Genomic DNA, 23,075 nt, shown 5'->3' on the forward strand with positions numbered 1-23,075 from the left:
CAGGACACGCCGCCTCGGCTCGGGCCGAGACGGCGTGTCCTGTCAGGGAGATCGTCAGGCGGCCGCGACCAGGCCGAGCTCGGCCGCGGACAGCAGGAGGTCGTTGACCGGCACGACGCGGACGGTGTAACCGAACGAGCCGGCCCAGGTCAGGGTCACGCCGCCGGAGAACTCGTGCGCGACCGACGGGTCGGCGCCGGGGATGTCGCGGTCGAGCGTCAGCCGCTCGTAGTGCACGCCGGTCAGGTCGTCGCCGTCGTAGCTGCGGCCGTAGACCAGCTGCACCTCCACGTCCTCCGGGCTCAGGCCGTTCAGGTGCACGAGGGCGCGCACCCGGAGCTGGTCGCCCACCTGCGGCACATCGTCGAGGCCGCCCGCGTCGACGTGGGCCACGTTCACGCCGGGCCACGCCGATCGCACGCGATTTTTCCAGTCGGCGAGCTCGCGGGCGTCGCGGTAGTCGTCGGCGCTCAGCCGCTTCTCGTTGGCGGCGGCCGGGATGTAGAGCCGCTCCACGTACTCGCGCACCATCCGCTCGGCGCTCAGCGGGGAGGACAGCGTCGCGAGCGTGTGCCGGATCTGGCCGACCCAGGTCTCCGGCACGCCGTCGCCGTCGCGGTCGTAGAACCGCGGCGCGATCAGGTGCTCGATCAGGTCGTACATCGCCTCGGCCTCCAGCGCGTCGCGCTCGGCGCCGTCGCCCGCGGCGTCGGCGGACGGGATCGCCCAGCCGTTCTCGCCGTCGTAGAACTCGTTCCACCAGCCGTCCAGGATGGACAGGTTGAGCCCGCCGTTCAGCGCCGCCTTCATGCCCGAGGTGCCGCAGGCCTCCAGCGGCCGCAGGGGGTTGTTCAGCCAGACGTCCGTGCCCGGGTAGAGCAGCTGGGCCATGCCGATGTCGTAGTCCGGCAGGAACACCATCCGCGAGCGGATCTCCGGCTCCGAGGCGAACTGCACCAGCTTCTGGATGAGCCGCTTGCCTTCGTCGTCGGCCGGATGCGACTTGCCCGCGATCACGAACTGCACCGGGCGCTCCGGGTGCAGCAGGATGTTCCGCAGCCGCTCCGGGTCGTGCAGCATCAGGGTCAGCCGCTTGTAGGTCGGCACGCGCCGGGCGAAGCCGATGGTGAGCACGTTCGGGTCGAGGAGGTCGCTGATCCAGACCGGCGCGATCCCGCCCGGGTTCTGCGCCTCCCAGGCCGCGGCGACGCGGTGCCTGGCGTCCTTGACCAGCTGCTCGCGCATCCGGGTGCGCACGCTCCACAGGTCGAGGTCGCTCACCGCGCCGCGGTTCCCCCAGTCGGCGTGCGTGGTGTCGTCGGTGCCGAGCCGCTCCATCGCGAGGGAGCGCAGCATCGGGTCGGTCCAGGTCGGCGCGTGGACGCCGTTGGTCACCGAGTCGATCGGCACCTCCGGGCTGTCGAACCCGGGGAACAGTCCGCCGAACATCTGCCGGCTGACCTCGCCGTGCAGACGGGAGACCCCGTTGGCGTGCTGGCCGAGGCGGAGGCCCATGACGGCCATGTTGAACACGGCCTCGGAGCCGCCCGGGTAGTCCTCCGCGCCGAGCGCGAGCACCTGGGCCGGCTCGACCCCCGGCAGCAGCGCCGTGGAGAAGTAGCGCTCGACCAGCGGCCGGTCGAACCGGTCGATGCCGGCGGGGACGGGCGTGTGCGTGGTGAACACCGTGCCGGCGCGCACCACCTGAAGGGCCTGGTCGAACGTCAGCCCCTCGCCGATCAGGTCCGAGATGCGCTCCAGGCCGAGGAAGCCGGCGTGCCCTTCGTTGGTGTGGAACACCTCGGCCTCCGGCGCGCCGGTGAGCCCGGTCCACGCCTTCACGGCGCGCACGCCGCCGATGCCGAGCAGCAGCTCCTGCAGCAGCCGGTGCTCGCCGCCTCCGCCGTAGAGCCGGTCGGTCACCGAGCGCAGGCTCTCGTCGTTCTCGGGGATGTCGGTGTCCAGCAGCAGCAGGGTCACCCGTCCGACCGCCGCCTGCCAGACCCGGGCGCGCAGCTCGCCGGCCGGCAGGGCGAGCGTGATCTGCACCGGCGCTCCGTCCGGGTCGCGCAGGACGCTCAGCGGGAGCCCGTCCGGGTCGAGCGCCGGGTAGCTCTCGACCTGCCAGCCGTCCGGCGTGATCGCCTGCGCGAAGTAGCCGGAGCGGTAGAACAGGCCGACCGCGACCAGCGGGGCGCCGAGGTCGCTCGCGGCCTTGAGGTGGTCGCCGGCGAGGATGCCGAGGCCGCCGGAGTACTGCGGCAGCGTGGAGGCGATGCCGAACTCCGGCGAGAAGTAGGCGATGGTCGCCGGCGCCGAGCCGTCGAGCGACTGGTACCAGCGCGGGTCGCGGATGTAAGCGCGCAGCTCATCGCGGACGTGGTTCGCCCAGTCGACGTAGCCGGGGTCGGCGGCGAGCTCGGCGAGCCTCGCCGGTTCGACCGAGCCGAGCAGCGCGATGGGATCGTGCTCCACCTCCTGCCAGAGCTCCGGAGAGATGCGGGCGAACAGCTCCTTGGTCGGCTCATGCCAGGACCAGCGGAGGTTGCCTGCGATCTCCTCCAGTGCGGAGAGGGTCTCGGGGAGGACTGCGCGGACGGTGAATCTACGGATGGCCTTCACTCGCACGAGCATAGACGCGCCTCGTGACGGGAGTGTTAATGCGGGCTCATGACGAAAGAGCGAATGAGTGTACGGTCGGCATGTGGCAAAGAGCGCAGCGACCAAATCATCAGCCGCCGCAGCACCGGAGGCGCCGGCAGCCGTCGAGCCGGCACCCGTACAGACGGCACCCGAGTACGAGCCCTTGCTCCCCCGGCTCCCGATCCTGGGGCTTTCGCCCCAGGTGGACGAGGGCCACTGGGCCGCGTCCGCGTTCAGCGGCGAGGTCGTCCCGTTCCGGGCCACCGCCTTCCGCGAGGGGCACGACCGGATCGGCGTCGACCTGATCCTGCTCGACCCGTCGGGCAACCAGCTGGAGCACCACATGCGGCCGCTCGCCCCCGGCACCGACCGGTGGGGCGTCGAGGTCCAGCTCGAGGAGGAGGGCCTCTGGCGCTACCGCGTCCAGGCCTACGCCGACGAGTACGCCACCTGGCGGCACAACGCCGAGGTGAAGGTGCCGGCCGGCGTCGACGTCGAGCTGATGCTGACCACCGGACGCGACCTGCTGGAGGAGGCCGCGACCGACAAGCGCCGCAGCACCGCGGAGCGCCGCCACCTGTCCGAGGCCGCCCGGGTCGTCGGCGACACCGACCGCGGCGTGGACGAGCGCTTCCAGGCGGCGGTGGACGACCGGATCCGCCGCATCCTCACCGAGCGACCCGTCGTCGCCCTGCCGTCGCTGTCGCCGACGCGCGCCATCCTGGTGGAGCGCACCCGCGCGGGAGTCGGCAGCTGGTACGAGTTCTTCCCGCGCTCGGAGGGCGCCAAGCGCGCCGCCGACGGCAGCTGGCAGTCCGGCACGTTCCGTACCGCCGCCAAGCGCCTCCCCGAGGTCGCGGCCATGGGCTTCGACGTGGTCTACCTGCCGCCCATCCACCCGATCGGCCGCACCTTCCGCAAGGGGCCGAACAACTCGCTCGACGCCGGGCCGAACGACCCCGGCTCGCCCTGGGCCATCGGCGGACCGGACGGCGGCCACGACGCCATCCACCCCGACCTCGGCACCGAGAAGGACTTCGCCTTCTTCCTCGGCAAGGCGAAGCAGGCCGGGCTGGAGATCGCCCTCGACCTCGCCCTGCAGGCCTCCCCCGACCATCCGTGGGTCACGTCGCATCCGGAGTGGTTCACCACGCTCCCGGACGGGACGATCGCGTACGCGGAGAACCCGCCGAAGAAGTACCAGGACATCTACCCGATCAACTTCGACAACGACTACGACGGCCTCCGCTTCGAGGTGCTGCGGATCGTGCGGTACTGGATGTCGCTCGGCGTGCGGATCTTCCGCGTCGACAACCCGCACACCAAGCCGCTGCACTTCTGGGAGTGGCTCATCCACACGGTCAACGAAACCGATCCGGACGTGGTGTTCCTGGCCGAGGCGTTCACCCGGCCCGCGCTGCTGCACACGCTCGCGAAGGCCGGATTCCAGCAGTCGTACACCTACTTCACCTGGCGCAATACGAAGGAGGAGCTGGAGGAGTTCCTGACCGGGCTCGCGACGGAGACGGCCGACTTCCTGCGGCCGAACCTGTTCGTGAACACCCCGGACATCCTCACCGAGTATCTCCAGTTCGGCGGTCCCGCCGCCTTCAAGATCCGGGCGGCCCTCGCCGCAACGGCGGCTCCCACCTGGGGCGTCTACTCCGGCTTCGAGCTGTACGAGAACGTCGCCCGGCCGGGAGCCGAGGAGTACATCGACAACGAGAAGTACGAGTACCGGCCGCGGGACTACGCGCGGGCCGTCGCGCTCGGCCGCTCGCTCGCGCCCTACCTGACCATGCTCAATCGCGCGCGGAGCGAGCACCCGGCGCTGCGCCAGCTCCGCAACCTGCAGGTGCACCGCAGCGAGGACGAGTCGATCCTCGTCTACTCGAAGTACCTGGCCGGCGAGTTCACCCGCAGCGGCAAGCCCGACGCGGTGCTCGTCGTCGCCAACGTCGACCCGCACTCGGTGCGCGAGACCATGATCCACCTCGACGTCACGGCGTTCGGCATCCAGCCGGGCGCGCAGTTCGAGGTGCGCGACCTGGTCACCGGCCAGCGCTGGACCTGGGGCTCGGACGCCTACGTGCGCCTCGACGCGTTCACCGAGCCCGTGCACATCCTGACCGTCAAGCCGTTGGAGGCCGCACGATGACCCCGATCCCCGAGGGCGCCGCCGCCGTCGATCTGCCCGCCATCGACGACAACATCCTGCGGGCCGTCGCCGCCGGCAGCTATCACGACCCGCACTCCGTGCTCGGTCAGCACCAGGTCGCCGCGCCCGGCGTCGAGGACCCGATCACGGTGATCCGCGCGCTCCGGCCGCTCGCCGATGCCGTGTTCGCCATCCTGCCGACCGGCGCGCACATCGAGCTCGCCCACCTCGGCCACGGGATCTGGCAGGGCGTCGACATCGTCGGTCCCGGCGCCTACGAGCTGGAGGCGCGCTACGACGGCGGCAGCACCTGGACCACCGACGACCCGTACCGGTTCCTGCCCACGATCGGCGAGCTCGACCTCCACCTCATCCGGGAGGGCAGGCACGAGCAGCTCTGGACGGCGCTCGGCGCGCACGTCCGCGACCTCGGCGGCGTCACCGGCACCTCCTTCACGGTCTGGGCGCCGCACGCCCGCGCGGTCCGCGTCGTCGGCGACTTCAACGCCTGGGACGGCACCCTGCACGCGATGCGCAACATGGGCGTCTCCGGCGTGTGGGAGCTGTTCGTGCCCGGGCTCGGCGAGGGGTCCATCTACAAGTTCGACCTGCTCGGCTCGAACGGCGAATGGGTCCGCAAGATCGACCCGATGGCGCAGTCCGCGGAGATCCCGCCCAACACGGCGTCGGTGGTCACGGTCAGCCGGCACGAGTGGGCGGACGGCGAGTGGATGACGCGCCGCGCCGCCACCGACCCGCACGCCGGGCCGATGAGCGTCTACGAGCTCCACTTCGGCAGCTGGCGGCCCGGCCTCGGCTACCGGGAGGCCGCCGACCAGCTCATCGACTACGTCGGCGGGCTGGGCTACAGCCACGTCGAGTTCCTGCCGCTCGCCGAACACCCGTTCGGCGGCTCGTGGGGCTACCAGGTCACCGGGTACTACGCCGCGACCAGCCGGTTCGGCTCGCCCGACGACCTCAAGTACCTGATCGACCGTCTGCACCAGGCCGGGATCGGCGTCATCCTCGACTGGGTGCCCGGCCATTTCCCGAAAGACGACTGGGCGCTCGCCCGGTTCGACGGCCAGGCCCTCTACGAGCACTCCGACCCGCGCCGCGGCGAGCACAAGGACTGGGGCACCTACATCTTCGACTACGGAAACTCGCAGGTGCGCAACTTCCTGGTCGCGAACGCGCTGTTCTGGCTGGAGGAGTTCCACATCGACGGCCTCCGGGTGGACGCCGTCGCCTCGATGCTCTACCTCGACTACTCGCGCAACGAGGGCGAGTGGGAGCCGAACATCCACGGCGGCCGCGAGAACCTGGAGGCGATCGGCTTCCTGCAGGAGGTCACGGCGACCGCCTACAAGCGCAACCCCGGCACGGTGATGATCGCCGAGGAGTCCACGAGCTACGCCGGCGTGACCGCGCCGACATCCTCGGGCGGACTCGGTTTCGGGCTCAAATGGAACATGGGCTGGATGCACGACGCGCTCCAGTACATCCAGGAGAACCCGATGTGGCGCAGCTACCACCACAGCGAGATCACGTTCTCGTTCGTCTACGCCTGGAGCGAGAACTTCCTGCTGCCGATCAGCCACGACGAGGTCGTGCACGGCAAGGGCTCGCTGATCGGCAAGATGCCGGGCGACCACTGGCAGCAGCTCGCGAACGTGCGCGTGTTCCTGTCCTTCATGTGGGCGCATCCCGGCAAGCAGCTGCTGTTCATGGGCCAGGAGTTCGGCCAGTACTCCGAGTGGAGCGAGGAGCGCGGCCTCGACTGGTGGATGCTCGACCAGCCCAGCCACCGCGGGCTCTGGAACCTCGTCGCCCAGCTCAACGCCGTCTACCGCGACAACCCGCAGTTCTGGGCGCTCGACAACGACCCGGGCGGCTTCGAATGGCTGGACGGGTCGGATGCGGCGGGCAACGTCCTGGCGTTCCTGCGCAAGGACCGCGACGGCTCGCCGATCGCGGTGCTGCTGAACTTCTCCGGGGCGCCGCACGCCGACTACCGGGTCGGGCTGCCGTTCGCCGGCGAGTGGGAGGAGCTCCTCAACACGGACGCCGAGGACTTCGGCGGCTCGGGAGTGGGCAACTTCGGCGGTGTCACCGCGCATGACGAGCCGTGGATGGGCCGCCCGGCCTCCGCGGTGCTGACGCTGCCGCCGCTGGGAGCGCTCTACCTGCGGCCGCGCCGCCCCTGACCCTCAGAAGGATTGGGCTCAGGCGGATTCGCTCAACCACGTCGCGAAGGCGACGCCGTCGACCGCGTGCTCCGGCGCGAGGTGACGGCCAGCGCGCCAGGCCGAACCGAGCGGGCCGCCGAGGCGGACCGACAGGATCGGCCGGCGCGTGCCGGTGGCGTCCTTCCACTGCCGGGCCAACGCTCGCGCGCTCTCGACCCGCGGGCCGCCCACCGTGCGCGTCGACCCCGGCGTGCCTGCGCCCTCGGCCGCGTCCACCAGGACACGCGCGACGTCCGTCACCGCGATGGGCTGGAACCGCGTCCCGGAGGGCGCCGTCAGCGTCCCGAACCGGCGGCCGCGCTCGAAGACCGACGTGACGAAGTCGTGGAACTGCGTCGCGCGCACGATCCTGACCTCCAGCGGCGACTCGAGGTAGGTGCTCTCCTGCACCAGCTTCGACCGGTAGTACGGGTAGCGCGCGCCGTCGATGCCCGCGATGGACAGCAGCACCGCCCGGCCGACGCCGAAGCGGGCGGCGGTGTGCAGGAGGTTGCGGGAGCCGTGCGCGAACACGTACGACGCGCGGCGCCCGCCGGCGTTGCTCGCGTCGATGAGCACGTCGACGCCGTTCACCGCCTCCTCGAGCCCGTCGCCCGTCACGAGGTCCGCCGTCACGTAGGCGGCGCCGTCGACGTAGGCCGGCGCATCGTCGTCCGGCGTGCGCCGGGCCGCGACAACGACCTGGTGGCCGCGCGCGACGGCCTCAGCGGTGACGGCGCGACCGGCGAGACCGGTCCCACCGACGACGAGCACACGGGACATGCGCGAGCCTTCCGGGCGAGGAGGATGTCAGCCGCCCTGCGCCTGGCCCGGGTAAGTGGGTTCGCGTCAGTAGAGCAGCGACGCCAGCCTAGCCCTGGCCTTGCCGACGCGGGGGTCCTCCACGCCGACGATCTCGAAGTACTCGAGGATGCGGGCGCGCACGGCCTCCTTGCCCTCGGCGTCGAGCGTCGGGAACAGGGTCAGCAGCCGGTCGAAGGCGTCGTCGACGTGGCCGCCGGAGAGGTCGAGGTCGGCCACGGCGAGCTGCGCGTCGCTGTCGCCTGGCGCGGCGGCCGCGGTGTTGCGGATCTCGTCCAGCGTGCGGCCGGCCAGGCGCGACAGCAGGCTCACCTGGGCGAGCCCGGCGATGGCCATCTGGTCGCGCGGGTCCTGCGCGATCGCGGTCTTGTACGCGGTGATGGCCGCGGGATAGTCGCCGCGGTCGATCGCGTCGTACGCCTCGGCGTGCAACGGGGGCAGCGGCGGCTCCGGAGCGGGCTCGTCGGTCTCGGCCTCGGGGGTCTCCCCCGCTGCCGCATCGACCTGCGCGACACCCGTCACGCCGTTCTGCGCGGCCAGCTCCAGGAGCTGGGCGATCACGTCGCGCACCTGCTCCTCCGGCAGAGCTCCGCTGAAGAGCTGCACCGGCCGGCCCGACACGATGCCGGCCACGGCCGGCGCCGACTGCGCCTGGAACGCCTGCACGAGCTGCGGGTTCGCGTCGACATCGACCTGCACGAGCACGATCCGCCCCGCGAGGTCGTTCGTGACGCGGTCGAGGACGGTTGCGAGCGCGCGGTCCGGGTCGGCCCACGCGGCCGTGAGCGCGACCACGACGGGGATGCGCATCGACAGGTCGATGAAGTCGTTGAAGTTCGCGTCCGTGCCCTGGAAGAACAGGCTGGGCAGCTCGATCGGCTCGCCCTGCGCCGCGCCGCCTGCATCGCCCTGGCCCGGCTGCGGCCGGTTCACCAGGCTGCTCAGGTCCACGGCGCCGCGGAGATTGGTCGGATTCGGGGGAAGCTGACTCATGGAGTCAAGCCTACTGCGCGGCCCCGGACGGGATGCGGGTCACTGCACCTCGCGCGCGGACACCAGCCCCTGGGCGAAGCCGAGCAAGCGCACCTTCTCGTTCGAGCCCGCCGGGGGCACGTAGAACGCGAGCTGGTAGCCGTACACCGACTCGATGCCGGTGTTGGACTGCGCGACGCCGCTCAGCGCCGCCGTCGTCGCGCCCGCGATGACCTGGGCGCCCGCCTCCGTCACCCGGTGCAGCTGCACCTCCTCCGGGTTGACCCAGACGATGGCGCCGGAGTCGTTGGTCGCCATCGAGATGACCGGGCCGGCGCCGGCGCGGCCCGCGAACGTGAGCGTGGAGGTCTGGCCGAACTGCTGGGCGAGCCTGGCCTGCTCCTGCGCCTTCCAGGAGGCGCCGACCTGCGCCACAAGCTTGTCGTCCGTGAGGTCGAAGCTGGAGTACCACTTGCTCTTGTCGCCGTTCAGCAGGATGTCGCCGTAGGCGGCCGCCACCTGGTCGGGCTGGACCTTGAGCAGCTTGGAGTCCGGGGGCACCACCGCGGCGCCGATGCTCGCCGGCGCCAGGTTCGGCACCTTCACGTTCGGCTCGAGCGCGATGGCGTACTCCACCATGTAGTTGTCGCGCGGCGTCTGCTGCACGAGGGCGAGCGCGAGCGGCGCCTGCGCCTTTCCTGTGGCGTCGTTCGGCATCTTCACGACGGCCGTGACCGTGCGCGGCCAGCTGTCGGTCGCCTGCGGGAGCGAGAGCTCGAGCGGTCCGGCCGGGATGGCGGGCAGCGCCGGCTGGTCGGCCTTCTTGACGCGGATCGCATAGTTGGCGTCGCGGAGCTGGAGGGCGGGGCCGATGAAGCGCAGCTTGGCCAGGTTCGGGTCGTTCTTGGCGTCCGCGTTGGCCGCCGCGACCGAGATCCGCTTGATGATGCGCTCCAGCTGCGGAGCCGTCACGGCGGGGACCGGGGAGTTGGCGTTGCCGTTCGGCGCGCTCGACGTCGCGGTCGGCGTCGGCGTGGGCGTCGGCGTGTCGGCGAACGCGGCGCCCGCTCCGGTGCCGGTCAGGGCGAGGACGCCCGCGAGGAGGGCGGGCGCCATCACGCGCGTGCGGCGGGTCGACCGGCGTCCACGCGGGGTCGCCTCGATGGACGCGGTCGGCTTGTACTTGGGGGCTTTGGGAAGCTTCGGCATCTTGGGTCCGCTCTTGCGTCGTGGCCCGCGCGCCCTGCGGTGGGTGTAGAGCCCCCACAGGTAGAGCGCGATGCCGATCACCAGGAGCACGAGGCCGCCGATGATGAGCGGGAACGCCCACGGCGTGCTGGTGTCGACGGGCCAGGTCAGGACGATCTTGTTCGGGGCAGGGGTGGTCCCGTCGCCGGCGACGATGACGCTGACGCCGGACGGGACGTTCATCTTGGTGACCTGGGCGTCCTGGCCGTCGAACTCGTCGAGCCAGAGGTCGGAGCCGGCCGGGTCGGGGCCGGGGGTGGCCGCCTGCGTCGTGGCCGCGCCGGTGGGGGCGGGCGTCGGCGTGGCCGTCGGGGCCGGGGTGGCGGTTGCGGCGCCGGTCGAGCCGGTCGCTCCGGTCGAGCCGGACTTCGGGGTCACGGTCTTCACCGTCACCGCGCTGTCACCCGCGCGGTAGCTGATGGTCGCGTACTTCTGGTCGGACAGCCACGCCTTCACGTCGGCGGTGCGGCCGTAGGCCACCATCTGCGACTTGGCGTTCTTCGAGCCGGAGATGGACAGCGTCTGCTGCCCGGGATGGGCGTTCAACACCGCGCTGTCGATCACGACGTAGCGGGTGTCGGCGGGGACGGTCGCGGCAGCGGTCACCTGCGACGGCGGTGCGAAGATCGTGCGCTGGGCGATGCCGGCGACGATCATGACGGCAGCGACCACGAACGCGACGATGGCCAATACGAAACGCAAACAGAACTCCTCAGTGCCGGACGGGGGACGGGCACAGTCACACAACGATAATGGAGCACCCTGAGAGGCATCTAACCGTTGTCTGCACGGTCACGCAGTCCCCCATGCGGGTACGCGCCTCGAAATGTAAGATCGATGCGGCGCGCGCGCGGCTCGCTCTCTCGATCCAACAGGAGTTACACGGTGGCCACCGACGAATCCAACTTCACCCAGGCCTTTCGCGGATACGACAAGGACGAAGTCGACCAGGCCATCCAGGACCTCCGCCGCGAGCTGATCAAATCCAACACCCAGTCGGCCGACCAGTCCAAGGAGCTCAAGCGCCTCCAGCTGCGCATCGACGAGCTCAACGCGGAGATCGAGGAGGTCGGCAGCCCCACCTACTCCGGCCTCGGCACCAAGCTGGAGAACACCCTCCGCGTCGCAGAGGAGCAGTCCACCCGGCTCATCGCGCAGGCCGACATCGACGCAGAGAAGCTGCGCGCCGGCGTCACCGCCGACATCGACAAGATCAAGAGGACGGCGGCCCAGCAGGCCGAGCGCGTCCTCGCCGACGCGCAGGCCCGCGCGACGACCGCCCTCGAGGACGCCCAGATCGAGTCGTCCGAGTTGCTGGCGCGCACCCGGGCCGACAAGGAGACCCTGCTCAACGACGCGATCCGGGAGGCCGCAGCCATTCGCGGCGCCGTCGCCACCGAGGCCGCTGAGCTGCGCGCGACGAGCAAGCGCGAGGCCGCCGCCCTCCGTGCAGAGGCCGATCGCGAGGCCGCGGAGCTGAAGGCCGTCGCCCTCCGCGAGGCCGAGGCCGCACGGACGGAGGCCGCCGAGCTCGACCGCACCATCGCCGCCCGCCGCGGCGAGCTGGAGAACGCGCTCGCGGCCGACCGCGCGGCGTTCGAGCGCGAGACGGCGCAGACCCGCCTCGAGCTCGACAAGCGCGTCGCCGAGACCGCCGACCGTCTGGCCGCCGAGCAGGCCGAGGCGCGCGGCGCCGTCGCAGCCGAGGTCGCCCAGGCCCGCGCCGAGCTCGCGGACGAGGTCGAGCAGCAGCGCGCGACCCTCGCCGCCCACGCCGCGCAGACCCGCGCCGACCTCGACCACGAGGACACCACGAAGCGTCAGGCGCTCGCCGCCGACGTCGAGCAGACCACGACCTCCCTGGCCGCCGAGGTCGAGCAGACCAGGAGCTCCCTCGCCGCCGAGGTCGAGCAGACCAAGGCCCGCCTGACCGACGAGGTCACCACGACCACCTCCGCCCTCGCGGACGAGGTCGCCCGCACGAAGACGGAGCTCGCCGACGAGGTGTCGCGCACGAAGGCCGCGCTCGTCGACGAGGTCACCAGCACGAAGGCCGCGCTGCAGACCGAGGTCACCACCACGCGCTCGGCGCTCGAGACCGACGTGACCACCGCCCGCTCGGCGCTGGCCGAGGAGGTCGAGCGCACCCAGAAGGAGCTCGCCGACGAGGTCACCCAGACCCGCACGACCCTCGAGCGCGAGACCACGGAGACCCGCAGCGGCCTCGAAGCCGACCGCACGGCGACCGCCGCCCAGCTCACCGCCGACCGGGAGCGTGTCGCGAACCAGCTCGCGGCCGAGGAGGAGACCACCCGCGCCCGCGTCACGGCTCTCCGTGAGCGCACCGCCGCCGAGCTGGCAACGGAGGTCGCCGACACCCGTGCCGACCTCGCAGCCGAGGTCGAGACCACTCGGGCCGACGTCGCCAAGGAGATCGACGCGGCGCGCTCCACCCTCTCGAAGGACGTCGAGACCACCAAGGCCTCCCTCGCCAAGGAGGTCACGAGCACGCGCTCCGCTCTGAAGAAGGAGGTCGCGAGCACCAAGTCCGCCCTCGCCAAGGAGGTCGAGTCCACCAAGGCCGCCCTCGCGGCCGAGGTGGAGACCACGCAGGCCGCGCTCGCGGCAGAGGTGGAGACCGCGCGCGCCGAGCTGGCCGAGGAGGTCGAGACCACCAAGGCCGCCCTCGCGGCCGAGGTGGAGACCACGAAGGCCGCGCTCGCGGAAGAAGTCGAGACCACCACGTCCGCCCTCGCCGAGGAGGTCGAGACCACCAAGGCCGCGCTGGCCGAGGAAGTGGCGACCACCCAGGCCGCCCTGGCCGACGAGGTCGAGACCACCCGTTCGGAGCTGGCCGCCGACGCCGAGCGCCAGCGCCGCGAGCTGGAGGCCGAAGCCACCGACCTGCGCGCCGAGCTGGCCGCGGAGGTCGGCGAGGCCCGCACCGCCCTGGCCGAGGAGCTCGCCACCGAGCGCAGCGCCCTCACCGCCGAGGTGACCTCCACCCGCGCCCAGCTCGCCGCGGACGTCGACCAGACCGCCGCCCGGCTCGCCGCAGAGAAGGAGCAGACCCTCTCCCGGCTCGAGACCCAGGTCGTCACCACCAAGGCCGCGCTGGCCGCCGAGGTCGAGCAGACCAAGACCGCACTGGCCGCCGAGGTCGAGCAGACCAAATCCGCACTGGAGACCGAGGTCACGACCACGACCTCCAACCTCGCCGCCGAGGTGGAGCAGACCACGTCCGCTCTCGAGACCGAGGTGACCACCACGAAGTCCGCCCTCGCGGCCGAGGTCGAGCAGACGAAGTCCGCCCTGGCCGCCGAGGTCGAGGAGACCCGCTCCCGGCTCGCCGACGAGACCGAGCAGACCCGCAGCACGCTCGCCGCCGACGTGAAGCGCACGACCGCCGATCTGGCCGACCAGCGTGCCCGCACGGCCCAGGAACTGAAGAACGACCGCGCGCAGCAGCGCCTCGAGCTGGAGCGCGAGGCCGACCAGACCCGGGTGACCCTGGCCGAGGAGACCGAGCGCGCCCGCGTCACGATCGACGCCGAGACTGCGAAGGCCCGCGCCGAGGTCGCGCGCGAGGCCGCGGAGGCGAGCACCGCGCTCGACGCCGAGCTCGCCGAGCGTCAGGCCGCCTACGACCAGGAGGCCGCGACCGCCCGCGCCGACCTCGAGGCGGAGCTGACCGCCCTTCGCACTTCCACTCTGGGCGAACTGGACAAGCGCACCCGCGAGATCGAGCAGGCGCGCATCGACCTCGACGTCGAGCTCCGCGCCCGCCGCGACGAGGCCGAGAAGGAGTACCTGGGCCGGCACCAGGAGGCCGTCGCCCAGACGCAGAAGTACCTGGACGAGGCCAACGTCCAGCTCGCCGACGCCGTCAAGCGCACCTCCCAGGCACGCACGGAGGCCGAGACCTTCGGCACCGAGGCCCGCGAGACCGTCAAGAAGGCCCGCAAGGACGCCGAGAAGGTCGCCGCCGACATCGTCCGCGAAGCCCAGGAGCGTGCCGACGCCCTGGTGGCGGACGCCGAGGAGCGCACGCAACGCCTGGTCGCCGACGCGGAAGACCGCCTCTCCCAGATTAGGATTGAGCGCGAAGCCGTGGCCGGATACTTCGAGAACCTGAGGGGTATGCTCCAGCAGGCGGATACGGTTTCGGCCGACGACTGAGCTCCGCCTTCCCGGGCGGAGGGCCCGGAGGGGGACTGAGTGAAGATCCAGAACGCGTTTCGAGTCGGCCTGATCGGCACCCTCGGCGTGGGGCTGGGCTTCCTCATCCTGACCTCGATCGTGAGCCTGGCCACGATCATCACGTACATCGGCGCCGCGCTGTTCCTGGCGCTCGGCATCGAGCCGCTCATCTCCTTCCTGGAGCGGCGCAAGTTCCCGCGCTGGGCGGCGCTGGTGGTCACGCTCGTCGTCATCGTCGGCGCGTTCGTCGGCCTGATCTGGGCGATCGTCCCCATCGCGGTGAGTCAGGCCACGCAACTCGTCCAGAACTCGATCAACTGGGTCAACAACGGCGGCGCCGAGAAGTGGTTCCTCAGCCTCCAGCACCAGTTCCCGACCATCGTCAACCAGCAGAACATCGACGCGGTCACCCAGTGGCTGCAGAAGAACCTGCCCGACATCACGTCCAAGGTGCTGCAGACCGGTTTCGGCATCGTGCAGGGGGCGTTCGGCGTGGTCATCGTCGTCATCCTGACCATCTACTTCACCGCGTCGCTGCCGAGCATCAAGCGCGCGACCTACCAGCTCGTCCCGGCCTCCCGCCGCTCCCGCTTCGCCGACCTGGGCGACCAGATCACCGACTCGGTCGGCAAGTACGTCGGCGGCCAGGTGTCGCTCGCGCTCGTCAACGGCGTGCTGAGCGCGATCTTCCTCACGATCATCGGCGCGAAGTTCCCGATCCTGCTCGCGTCGATCGCGTTCTTCTTCTCGCTCATCCCGCTCGTGGGCACGATCACCGGCTCGATCATCATCGTCGCGGTCTGCTTCTTCTCGGGACCGCCCACCGCGATCGCCGCGGCGATCTACTACCTCGTGTACATGCAGGTGGAGGCATACGTGCTGAGCCCGCGCATCATGAACCGCGCGGTCTCGGTGCCGGGCGCGCTGGTCGTGGTCGCGGCCCTCGCCGGCGGCACGCTGCTCGGCATCCTCGGCGCGCTGGTCGCCATCCCGTTCGCCGCGGCGATCCTGCTCATCATCAAGCAGGTCGTCATCCCGCGGCAGAACGAGCTCTAGACCGCCGGTCTCGCCGGGCTCAGGCCGGCGGCCACTGCGTCGGCAGGGGCGCCGCCGCGGGGTTCATCCGCTCCACGATCTCGTCGAGCACGCGGCGGGTCTGGTTCTCCCCCACCCACAGGTGCTTGCCGCCCTCCACGTCGACCAGCTCGATCTGCGGCAGCGGGCGGAACCGCTCCGCCGCCTCCGCGGGCTGGAGGTAGTCGTCGTGCTCGGGGATCAGCGCGACGATCGGGCGGTGGTCCCCCGCCCAGGCGGCCAGGTGCTCCGGCTTGGCCCTGTGCAGCGGCGGCGACAGCAGGATGATCCCGTCCACCGGGCACTCCCGCCCGTACATCAGGGCGAGCTCCGTGCCGAACGACCAGCCCAGCAGCCACGGGTGCGGGAGGCCGCGCTCGGCGACGAACTCCATCGCCGCCTCCACGTCGTAGCGCTCGTCCACACCGTGGCCGAACTCCCCCTGACTGCGGCCGCGCGGCGACGCTGTGCCGCGCGTGTTGAAGCGCAGCACCGCGATGTCGGCCAGCGCAGGAAGGCGCCCGGCCGCCTTGCGGAGGATGTGGGAGTCCATGAAGCCGCCGCCGGTCGGCAGCGGATGCAGCGTGACCAGGGTCGCCACCGGCTCGCGGTCCAGCGGGGAGGCCAGCTCGCCGACGAGGGTCAACCCGTCGCGCGTGCGCAGCTCGATGTCCTCGCGCCGGGCGGGCAACTCGACGCCGCCGCGGACCTCGATCGGCCCCTGGGGCGCCGTGGCGCCTGCACTGTCGGTCATTCCGCTCTCTCCCTCATTCACGCGACCCGCCAGCACGTCGTGTGCCAGTGCCGGCGGGCGGCCAGGTCGGCCGCGTCGCCCATCACGCCGTCCGCGCGCCACGCGACCAGGTGCGCGACGCCGGGACCGATCTCGCGGCCGCAGCCGGGGCAGATGTAGCTCTTCTGCGCCTGCACGGCCGACACGGGCTGCACGTTCCATTCGGCGCCGCGCCGCACCTCCGTGCGCCGCCAGCCCGCGAGCAGGCGGTCGAGGCCGTCCTGCTCCTCCTCGGGCTGCTCGCCGTGACGGCGGCGGGGACGATTGCTGCGGGGCACCGCTCCAGTCTATGCAGGCCACGGCTGTCGCCCGCCGACCCACGCGCAGTACCATCGGCGGCATGAGCGACGACGCTCGAGACGACGGCTCCCGCAACACGGATGCCCCCAAGACGGATGCTCTGACAGCGCAGTTCCTCGCGACGGAGCACTGGAGCCTCCTGGCCTCTCGCAGCACGACCCAGAGCGAAGTGCTGACGCGGATCAGCATGCTGCTGACCCTCATGTCCGCGGCGCTGGTCAGCATCGCCCTGGTGGGGCAGGCCACGAAATTCACGGGCATCTTCCCGGCGTTCGCCGACGCGCTGCTCGGCCTCGTCGTGGTGGTCGGCGTCCTCACCCAGGTCCGCGTAACCAACGTGTCGATGGAGGACCTCATGTACGTGCTCGCGATGAACCGGTTGCGCGCGGAGTACGTCAGGCTGGCCCCGGAGGTCGCGCGGGCGCTCTCGGCGTCGTGGCACGACGACCGCGAGGGCGTGAGCCACACTTACTACTTCCTGGGCCGGCGCGATAAGACCCAGGTGATCGGCAGCAGCATGATGTTCACGCTCGTCGTGAACGGAGCGCTCGTCGGCCTTTTCCTCGGCGTCCTGCTCGCCACCAGCGGGGTCGACGTCCCCGTGGCGTGGACCGTCGGCATCGTCTGCGCCGTCGCCTATGCAGCGGTGTCGCTGTGGCTCGGCGCGCGGACCTACTTCCGCTTCTGGCGCGAGTACACGCCGGCCTCACCCACGGACTGAGGGACGGACTCCGCTCAGTACCAGCCGGCCGACTGCGACTGTCCCCAGGCGCCGCACGGGTTCGTGTAGCGGCCGGCGATGTAGCCGAGGCCCCACGAGATCTGCACGGAGGCGTCCGTCTGCCAGCCCGGGCCCATCTTGCTGCCGGGGAGGGCCTGCGGGATGCCGTAGGCGCCGCTCGGGTTGGACGCGTTCACGCGCCAGCCGGACTCCTTGTTCCACAGCGAGACCAGGCAGCTGTACTGATCGTCGCCCCAGCCGCGCTGGTGCACCATCTGGTAGGCGATCGCCTTCGCGGTGCCCGGGTCAGGGATGGGAGCGGACGGTGCGCTCGATCCGCCCGACGACGACGAGGACGACGACTTCGTCGGCGTGGGCGTCGGTGTCGGGGTGGGCGTCGGCTTGAGCTTCACGCCCAGCGTGTCGCGCGTGACGGCCGTCTCCGAGGCGTTCGGGGCCGTCAGGCTCTGAACGGGGACAGCGCCGTACCGGGAGCTCTGCTGGATGTTCTGGAGGGTGTCCGCGTACGCCGGCGTGGCCGCGGAGCCCGAGTACGGGTCCACCACGTTGACCAGCGCGAAGCCGACGGCCGCCGTGAAGGCGAACCCCCAGATGACGGCCCGCGAACGGACGTGAGGCCGTCGCGAACGACGGAATGCGACTCCGACCGGGTTGGCAGGGGTCAGCGGAACGAGCTCTGCTGCTTCTTGTCTACCCACGATCACAGAACCATAACGGACATTTCACACGTTTCCAACACGGCGCTCTCCTACTCAGGTAACGGCCAGGATCAGCGGACCGCGAGCATCACGTCCGTGACGCTGTCCAGGAGGAGGTCCACCTGGGCCTCACGGTACCCCCCTCGCTGCTCACGGAAAGTGACCGTGCGAACTTCGTCGACACTCATCGGGCGGCCGTCCTGGAAGTACTTCACCAGCCGTCCGGCGAACCGGTCGACGTCTTGGCGGCTGTAGCCGAGGGTCAGGAAGCTCACCCGCTGGAAGCGGTGGCCGACCGGCCGCTCCAGCCGGTCGAGGATCGCCTGCGCCGCCGTGCGGGCGTCCTCGAACCACGCCGAGTCGTGGCCGCCGCCCCGTGCGATGTCGCGCTCGCGGGCCGCGAAGGCGTCCTCCAGGCGCTCGAGGGCCGCGTCCACATGCGAGGTCGAGTAGCCGCCCTTGGTCATCGAGAAGGCCGTGTGGCGGATGTCGGAGGCCGACAGCGTGTCAGGGGTCGACGGGTCGGAGTCGTAGGCGCGTCGGGCGCTGACGAGGAATTCGTCGACCTGCGCGACGTCGTACCCTGGCTTCGACTTGGGGCTGCGGGGGAACGTGCTCACCCGCCCATTCTGTCAGGAGAAGATGAGGAACAGCACGTAGGTGGCGGCCGCGGACGGCAGGATCGAGTCCAGCCGGTCGAGGAAACCGCCGTGTCCGGGCAGCCAGGAGCTCATGTCCTTGATGCCGAGATCGCGCTTGATCAGCGACTCCGCGAGGTCGCCCGCGGTCGCCGTGAGCAGGGCGACGACGCCGAAGATCACCCCGAACCACCACGGCTGATGGATCATGAACAGCGAGACCAGGACGCCGGCGACGATCGCCGCGACGGCGGCCCCGGCGAAGCCCTCCCAGGTCTTCTTCGGGCTGATGATCGGCGCCATCGGGTGCCGGCCGAAGGACAGCCCGCTCGCGTACGCGCCCGTGTCGACGGCCACGACCACGATCAGGAAGCCGAGCACCCACCACTCGCCGCCGTTCTCCGCCAGCAGCAGGATGGCGAAGGAGCCGAGCAGGGTCACGTACATCTGGACGAGCACGCTCCAGGCGAGGTCGCGGGAGAGCGCCACTCCCCCGGCTCGCTTCGCGGGCAGCACGGCCTCCTCGACCAGCCGCCACACGACGACCAGCACGATGCCGGAGGCCAGCGCGACGAGCTGACCGCCCGCGTGGAACCAGAACGTGGCGGGGACGACCGCAAGCGAGGCGATCAGCGTCGGGACGCGCGGCACGCGCCGCCCCGCTCCCCGGAACGCCTGAGTGAGCTCGAAGGCGGCGAAGCCGATCATCCCGGCCCCGAAGACGAGGAACAGCTCCTTGATGAAGATGAGGCTGACCACCAGCAGCGCGCCGGCGACGAGCCCGATCAGGGTCGCCAGGATGAGGTTGCGTCCCGTCCGCGCCGCGATCCGCTCGTTCGTCGCGTCCAGCTGGGCCTTGCGGGCCAGCACCTGGCGCTCGAAGTCGGCACGGGTCGCCTGGACCTGCGCGCGCATCTCCGCACGCGTCACGGACTTCCCCCGTCTGCCCGACGCCGGCGTGCGAGGCTCGTCGGGGCTGCTCCCCTCGCTCATCTAGACCTCGAGGAGCTCGGCTTCCTTGCGCTTGAGTGCCTCGTCGACCGCGTCGACGTTCGTGCGGGTGATCGCCTCGAGCTCTTTCTCGCCGCGGGCCACCTCGTCGTCGCCGACCTCGCCCTTGAGCGCGTCCAGGTCGTCCTTCGCCTTGCGGCGGATGTTGCGGATGGCGACCTTGGCGTCCTCGCCCTTGCCGCGCACGAGCTTGACGAACTCCTTGCGGCGGTCCTCGGTCAGCTCGGGGAGGGAGACGCGCACGATCTCGCCGTCGTTGCCGACGTTCGCCGACAGGTTCGGCATGTTGACGATCGCCTTCTCGATCTCCTTGAGGGCGGACTTGTCGTACGGCGTCACCAGCAGCACGCGCGCCTCCGGGTTCTGGAGGCCGGCCAGCTGGGCCAGCGGCGTCGGCGAGCCGTAGTAGTCGACGAGCACCTTCTGGAAGAGGGCCGGGTTCGCGCGGCCCGCGCTCACCGTGCCGAAGTCGTCCCTCGCCGCGTCCACGGTCTTGGCCATGCGCTGGCGGGCGTCGGAAATCACATCCGCGATCACGGTTTCTCCTTCAGATCGATGAGTCTTGTCTAGTCTAGGGCCAGGCCGCGGAACGGCCCGTGCACGGCAGGGCGCCCCGCCGGGCCCGGTCAGCCGAGCAGGGTGCCGATCTCGGCGCCGAGCAGGGCCGCGGTCACGTTGCCGGCCGGCTCGATGCCGAAGATGCGCATCGGCATCCCGTTGTCCATGCAGAGGCTGAGCGCGGTGGAGTCGACGGCCTTCAGGCCCTGCGTCAGGGCGTCCTGGTGGCTGATCTGGTCGATCTTGCGCGCGTCCGGGTTGGTGCGCGGGTCGGCGTCGTACATGCCGTCGACGCCGTTCTTGGCGACCAGCACGAGGTCCGCGCTGATCTCCAGGGCGCGCTGGGCGGCCACGGTGTCGGTCGAGAAGTAGGGCAGGCCGGCGCCGGCGCCGAAGATGACGACGCGGCCCTTCTCCAGGTGGCGCTCCGCGCGGCGCGGGATGTACGGCTCGGCGACCTGGGTCATGGCGATCGCGGACTGCACGCGCGTCTCCGCTCCGGCCTGCTCCAGGAAGTCCTGCAGGGCCAGCGAGTTCATCACGGTGCCGAGCATGCCCATGTAGTCGGCGCGCCCCCGGTCCATGCCGCGCTGCGACAGCTCGGCGCCGCGGAAGAAGTTGCCTCCGCCGACGACGATCGCGATCTCGACGTCCTCCGCGGCCTGGGCGATCTCGCGGGCGATGCCGCTGACGATGTCGGGGTTGACCCCGAGCTGTCCGCCGCCGAAGGCCTCCCCCGAGAGCTTCAGAAGGACCCTGCGTCTGTGAGTGGCTGCCGTCATGTGTGTGGGAGTCCTTCCGTGTGTTTCGTTAACGCTAGTGCGTGCCCGCTGTGCCTGAACAGGGAGAGGCGGACACAGAAAAGGAGTCCGGATCGTTGTTCACGATCCGGACTCCTTCATGCCTGGGTCAGGCGCCGACCTTGAAGCGGGCGAAGCCCGAGACGGTCAGACCCGAGTCCTTGAGGACCTGGGCGATCGTCACCTTGTTGTCGCGGGCGTACTCCTGCTCGAGCAGGGCGACCTGCTTGAAGTAGGCGCCGAGGCGACCCTCGATGATCTTCGGCAGGGCGGCCTCCGGCTTGCCCTCGTTGCGGGAGATCTCCTCGACGATGCGACGCTCGTTCTCGACCTCGCCGGCCGGGACGTCCTCACGGGTGAGGTAGGTCGGGTTCGCGAACGAGATGTGCTGCGCGATGCCGCGGGCGGTCTCCGCGTCGGCGCCGGCGTAGCCGACGACCACGCCGACCTGCGGGGGCAGGTCCTTGGAGGTCTTGTGCAGGTAGATCGCGAAGTTCTCGCCCGAGACGACGGCGATGCGGCGGAGCTCCACCTTCTCGCCGAGGATCGCGGCCTCGTCACCGATGAGCTCGGCGACGGTCTGCGACCCTGCGGGGGCGGCAAGCGCCTCCTCGACGGTGGTGGCGCCCGCGGCGGCTGCCGCGTCGAGCACCTTGTCGGCGAGGGCGATGAACTTCTCGCCCTTCGCGACGAAGTCGGTCTCGCAGGCGAGCTCGATCATCGTCGCGGCGCCGTGGCCGTTCTCCTTCGCGGCCACGAGGCCCTCGGAGGTGGAGCGGTCGGCGCGCTTCGCGTTGCCCTTGGCGCCCTTGAGGCGGAGGATCTCGGTCGCCTTCTCGATGTCGCCACCGGCCTCCTCGAGGGCCTTCTTGGTGTCGACCATTCCGGTGCCGAGCTGCTCGCGCAGGGCCTTGATGTCAGCGATGCTGATGTTTGCCATGTTCTGAGTGGAACCTTCTGACTCGAAGTTTGGTGAGTGTGCTTACTTGGCCTCGGCGGCGGCTTCGCCCTCGGCGGAGTCCGCCTCGGCCTCGGCGTCGGCTTCGCCCTCGGCGACGATCTCGGCGGAGTCCGCCTTGGCCTCGGCGAGGTCGGCGTCGGCGGCCTTCTCGTTCTCGGCGGAGGACTGGACCTCGTCGCTCGGCTGGGCGAGGAGCTCCTGCTCCCACTCGGCGAGCGGCTCGGCCGGCTCAGCGCCCTCTTCCGGCTTCTGGTGACGCTGGATGAGGCCCTCGGCCGCGGCGTCGGCGACGATGCGGGTGAGGAGCGTGACGGAGCGGATGGCGTCGTCGTTGCCCGGGATCGGGTACTGGACCTCGTCCGGGTCGCAGTTCGTGTCGAGGATGGCGATGACCGGGATGCCCAGCTTCTTCGCCTCGTCGATCGCGAGGTGCTCCTTCTTGGTGTCCACGACCCAGATGGCGCTCGGGGTCTTAGCCAGGTTGCGGATGCCGCCGAGCGACTTGTGGAGCTTGTCCAGCTCGCGCTTCTTGATCAGCAGCTCCTTCTTGGTGAAGCCGCTGGTGGTGCCCTCGAAGTCGAGCTCCTCGAGCTCCTTCATGCGGGCGAGGCGCTTGGACACGGTCTGGAAGTTGGTCAGCAGACCACCCAGCCAGCGCTGGTTGACGTAGGGCTGGCCCACGCGGGTCGCCTGCTCGGCGATGGCCTGCTGCGCCTGCTTCTTGGTGCCGACGAAGAGGATGGTGCCGCCGTGGGCGACCGTCTCGCGCACGAACTCGTACGTCTTGTCGATGTAGGTCAGCGACTGCTGCAGGTCGATGATGTAGCTGCCCGAGCGCTCGGTGAGGATGAAGCGCTTCATCTTCGGGTTCCAGCGGCGGGTCTGGTGTCCGAAGTGGACGCCGCTGTCGAGCAGCTGGCGCATGGTGACGACGGCCATTTGCCGTTCTCCTGTTCTTGCGCGCCCGGCCTCACGGCGGGGACACGACTCTCGGTTTGTCCAGCGGCAGCCGATCGGCCGCCGCTCCTGGTGCCCCGCGCCTCCCCGCACCCGCGCTTCCGCACGGAGGACCGTGCTGGATGAGCGGGAGACCGGTGGGAAAGCGCACACCCTCATCGAGAATGAACTCGTGGAGGGCGTCCGGACACGCGTAGTCACTCCGACATGCGGAGTGCAGGACACACTCTATCAGGAACCGGGCCCCGGCCGCGGCGGCGGACCGCCGGCGG

The 23,075-nt window shown here is 70.8% G+C and carries 18 protein-coding genes; 5 read left to right on the forward strand and 13 right to left on the reverse strand.

Features of this window, described 5'->3' with window-relative positions; translation table 11 throughout:
* Positions 1-54: 54 nt before the first annotated feature.
* The gene (glgP, locus tag ACFRFH_RS12425) at positions 55-2,622 is read right to left on the reverse strand and encodes an alpha-glucan family phosphorylase (RefSeq protein WP_382463404.1); all 2,568 of its coding nucleotides are present in this window, start codon (positions 2,620-2,622) and stop codon (positions 55-57) included.
* An 82-nt stretch (positions 2,623-2,704) separates the two neighbouring features.
* On the opposite strand from glgP, the gene ACFRFH_RS12430 reads away from it, so the two are divergent.
* Positions 2,705-4,801, forward strand: a complete 2,097-nt coding sequence (locus ACFRFH_RS12430; RefSeq protein ID WP_382463305.1) for an alpha-1,4-glucan--maltose-1-phosphate maltosyltransferase — start codon at positions 2,705-2,707, stop codon at positions 4,799-4,801.
* Positions 4,798-7,008, forward strand: a complete 2,211-nt coding sequence (gene glgB, locus ACFRFH_RS12435; protein ID WP_382463306.1) for a 1,4-alpha-glucan branching protein GlgB — start codon at positions 4,798-4,800, stop codon at positions 7,006-7,008. Before ACFRFH_RS12430 ends, glgB begins: the two co-directional genes overlap by 4 nt.
* A gap of 18 nt (positions 7,009-7,026) precedes the next feature.
* On the opposite strand, the gene ACFRFH_RS12440 is transcribed toward glgB, so the two are convergent.
* From ACFRFH_RS12440 to ACFRFH_RS12450, 3 genes are all read right to left on the reverse strand, one after another.
* Positions 7,027-7,812 carry an SDR family oxidoreductase gene (locus tag ACFRFH_RS12440; protein WP_382463307.1) on the reverse strand — a complete coding sequence of 262 codons (786 nt, stop codon included), beginning with the start codon at positions 7,810-7,812 and terminating at the stop codon, positions 7,027-7,029.
* Positions 7,813-7,878: 66 nt separating this feature from the next.
* A complete protein-coding gene (locus ACFRFH_RS12445) occupies positions 7,879-8,844 on the reverse strand; it encodes a tetratricopeptide repeat protein (protein WP_382463308.1) in 966 nt (321 codons plus the stop codon).
* 39 nt (positions 8,845-8,883) lie between these two features.
* Positions 8,884-10,773 carry a hypothetical protein gene (locus tag ACFRFH_RS12450; protein ID WP_382463309.1) on the reverse strand — a complete coding sequence of 630 codons (1,890 nt, stop codon included), beginning with the start codon at positions 10,771-10,773 and terminating at the stop codon, positions 8,884-8,886.
* A 183-nt stretch (positions 10,774-10,956) separates the two neighbouring features.
* Between ACFRFH_RS12450 and ACFRFH_RS12455 the strand changes: the two genes are divergently transcribed.
* Together ACFRFH_RS12455 and ACFRFH_RS12460 are read left to right on the forward strand one after the other, a co-directional pair.
* Positions 10,957-14,250, forward strand: coding sequence for a hypothetical protein (locus tag ACFRFH_RS12455; RefSeq protein WP_382463310.1), 3,294 nt, complete (start codon positions 10,957-10,959; stop codon positions 14,248-14,250).
* A gap of 39 nt (positions 14,251-14,289) precedes the next feature.
* Positions 14,290-15,327 carry an AI-2E family transporter gene (locus ACFRFH_RS12460; protein WP_382463311.1) on the forward strand — a complete coding sequence of 346 codons (1,038 nt, stop codon included), beginning with the start codon at positions 14,290-14,292 and terminating at the stop codon, positions 15,325-15,327.
* Between the two features lie 19 nt (positions 15,328-15,346).
* Here the strand turns inward: ACFRFH_RS12460 and ACFRFH_RS12465 are convergent, their stop codons facing one another.
* Together ACFRFH_RS12465 and ACFRFH_RS12470 are read right to left on the reverse strand one after the other, a co-directional pair.
* A complete protein-coding gene (locus ACFRFH_RS12465; RefSeq protein WP_382463312.1) occupies positions 15,347-16,099 on the reverse strand; it encodes an alpha/beta hydrolase in 753 nt (250 codons plus the stop codon).
* A gap of 17 nt (positions 16,100-16,116) precedes the next feature.
* The gene (locus ACFRFH_RS12470; protein WP_382463313.1) at positions 16,117-16,416 is read right to left on the reverse strand and encodes a hypothetical protein; all 300 of its coding nucleotides are present in this window, start codon (positions 16,414-16,416) and stop codon (positions 16,117-16,119) included.
* 62 nt (positions 16,417-16,478) lie between these two features.
* Here ACFRFH_RS12470 and ACFRFH_RS12475 point away from each other — a divergent pair, with 62 nt between their 5' ends.
* A complete protein-coding gene (locus ACFRFH_RS12475; protein WP_382463314.1) occupies positions 16,479-17,159 on the forward strand; it encodes a hypothetical protein in 681 nt (226 codons plus the stop codon).
* Between the two features lie 14 nt (positions 17,160-17,173).
* Here the strand turns inward: ACFRFH_RS12475 and ACFRFH_RS12480 are convergent, their stop codons facing one another.
* The 7 genes from ACFRFH_RS12480 to rpsB form a co-directional block, all read right to left on the reverse strand.
* Complete coding sequence (locus ACFRFH_RS12480) at positions 17,174-17,878, reverse strand: lytic transglycosylase domain-containing protein (protein WP_382463315.1); 705 nt, start codon at positions 17,876-17,878, stop codon at positions 17,174-17,176.
* Between the two features lie 71 nt (positions 17,879-17,949).
* On the reverse strand, positions 17,950-18,498 hold the full coding sequence (locus tag ACFRFH_RS12485) for a DivIVA domain-containing protein (protein WP_382463316.1): 549 nt from the start codon (positions 18,496-18,498) through the stop codon (positions 17,950-17,952).
* Positions 18,499-18,510: 12 nt separating this feature from the next.
* A complete protein-coding gene (locus tag ACFRFH_RS12490; RefSeq protein ID WP_382463317.1) occupies positions 18,511-19,446 on the reverse strand; it encodes a phosphatidate cytidylyltransferase in 936 nt (311 codons plus the stop codon).
* Positions 19,447-19,509: 63 nt separating this feature from the next.
* Positions 19,510-20,064: a ribosome recycling factor gene (gene frr / locus ACFRFH_RS12495; RefSeq protein WP_382463318.1), complete on the reverse strand. Its 555-nt coding sequence runs from the start codon at positions 20,062-20,064 to the stop codon at positions 19,510-19,512.
* An 89-nt stretch (positions 20,065-20,153) separates the two neighbouring features.
* On the reverse strand, positions 20,154-20,867 hold the full coding sequence (gene pyrH / locus ACFRFH_RS12500) for a UMP kinase (protein WP_382463319.1): 714 nt from the start codon (positions 20,865-20,867) through the stop codon (positions 20,154-20,156).
* A 127-nt stretch (positions 20,868-20,994) separates the two neighbouring features.
* A complete protein-coding gene (gene tsf / locus ACFRFH_RS12505; protein WP_382463320.1) occupies positions 20,995-21,825 on the reverse strand; it encodes a translation elongation factor Ts in 831 nt (276 codons plus the stop codon).
* Positions 21,826-21,867: 42 nt separating this feature from the next.
* Positions 21,868-22,785 (reverse strand): 30S ribosomal protein S2, encoded by a 918-nt coding sequence (rpsB, locus tag ACFRFH_RS12510; RefSeq protein WP_382463321.1) that lies wholly within the window; start codon positions 22,783-22,785, stop codon positions 21,868-21,870.
* Positions 22,786-23,075: the final 290 nt, after the last annotated feature.

Origin of the sequence: Leifsonia sp. NPDC056824 (assembly GCF_042789575.1) — a bacterium.
GTDB lineage: Bacteria > Actinomycetota > Actinomycetes > Actinomycetales > Microbacteriaceae > Leifsonia.

Coding starts and splice junctions, on each gene's coding strand:
- rpsB (WP_382463321.1), bottom strand. CDS start 22,785: ATGGCCGTCGTCACCATGCGCCAGCTGCTCGACAGCGGCGTCCACTTC.
- ACFRFH_RS12465 (WP_382463312.1), bottom strand. CDS start 16,099: ATGACCGACAGTGCAGGCGCCACGGCGCCCCAGGGGCCGATCGAGGTC.
- ACFRFH_RS12445 (WP_382463308.1), bottom strand. CDS start 8,844: ATGAGTCAGCTTCCCCCGAATCCGACCAATCTCCGCGGCGCCGTGGAC.
- glgB (WP_382463306.1), top strand. CDS start 4,798: ATGACCCCGATCCCCGAGGGCGCCGCCGCCGTCGATCTGCCCGCCATC.
- ACFRFH_RS12475 (WP_382463314.1), top strand. CDS start 16,479: ATGAGCGACGACGCTCGAGACGACGGCTCCCGCAACACGGATGCCCCC.
- tsf (WP_382463320.1), bottom strand. CDS start 21,825: ATGGCAAACATCAGCATCGCTGACATCAAGGCCCTGCGCGAGCAGCTC.
- pyrH (WP_382463319.1), bottom strand. CDS start 20,867: ATGACGGCAGCCACTCACAGACGCAGGGTCCTTCTGAAGCTCTCGGGG.
- ACFRFH_RS12440 (WP_382463307.1), bottom strand. CDS start 7,812: ATGTCCCGTGTGCTCGTCGTCGGTGGGACCGGTCTCGCCGGTCGCGCC.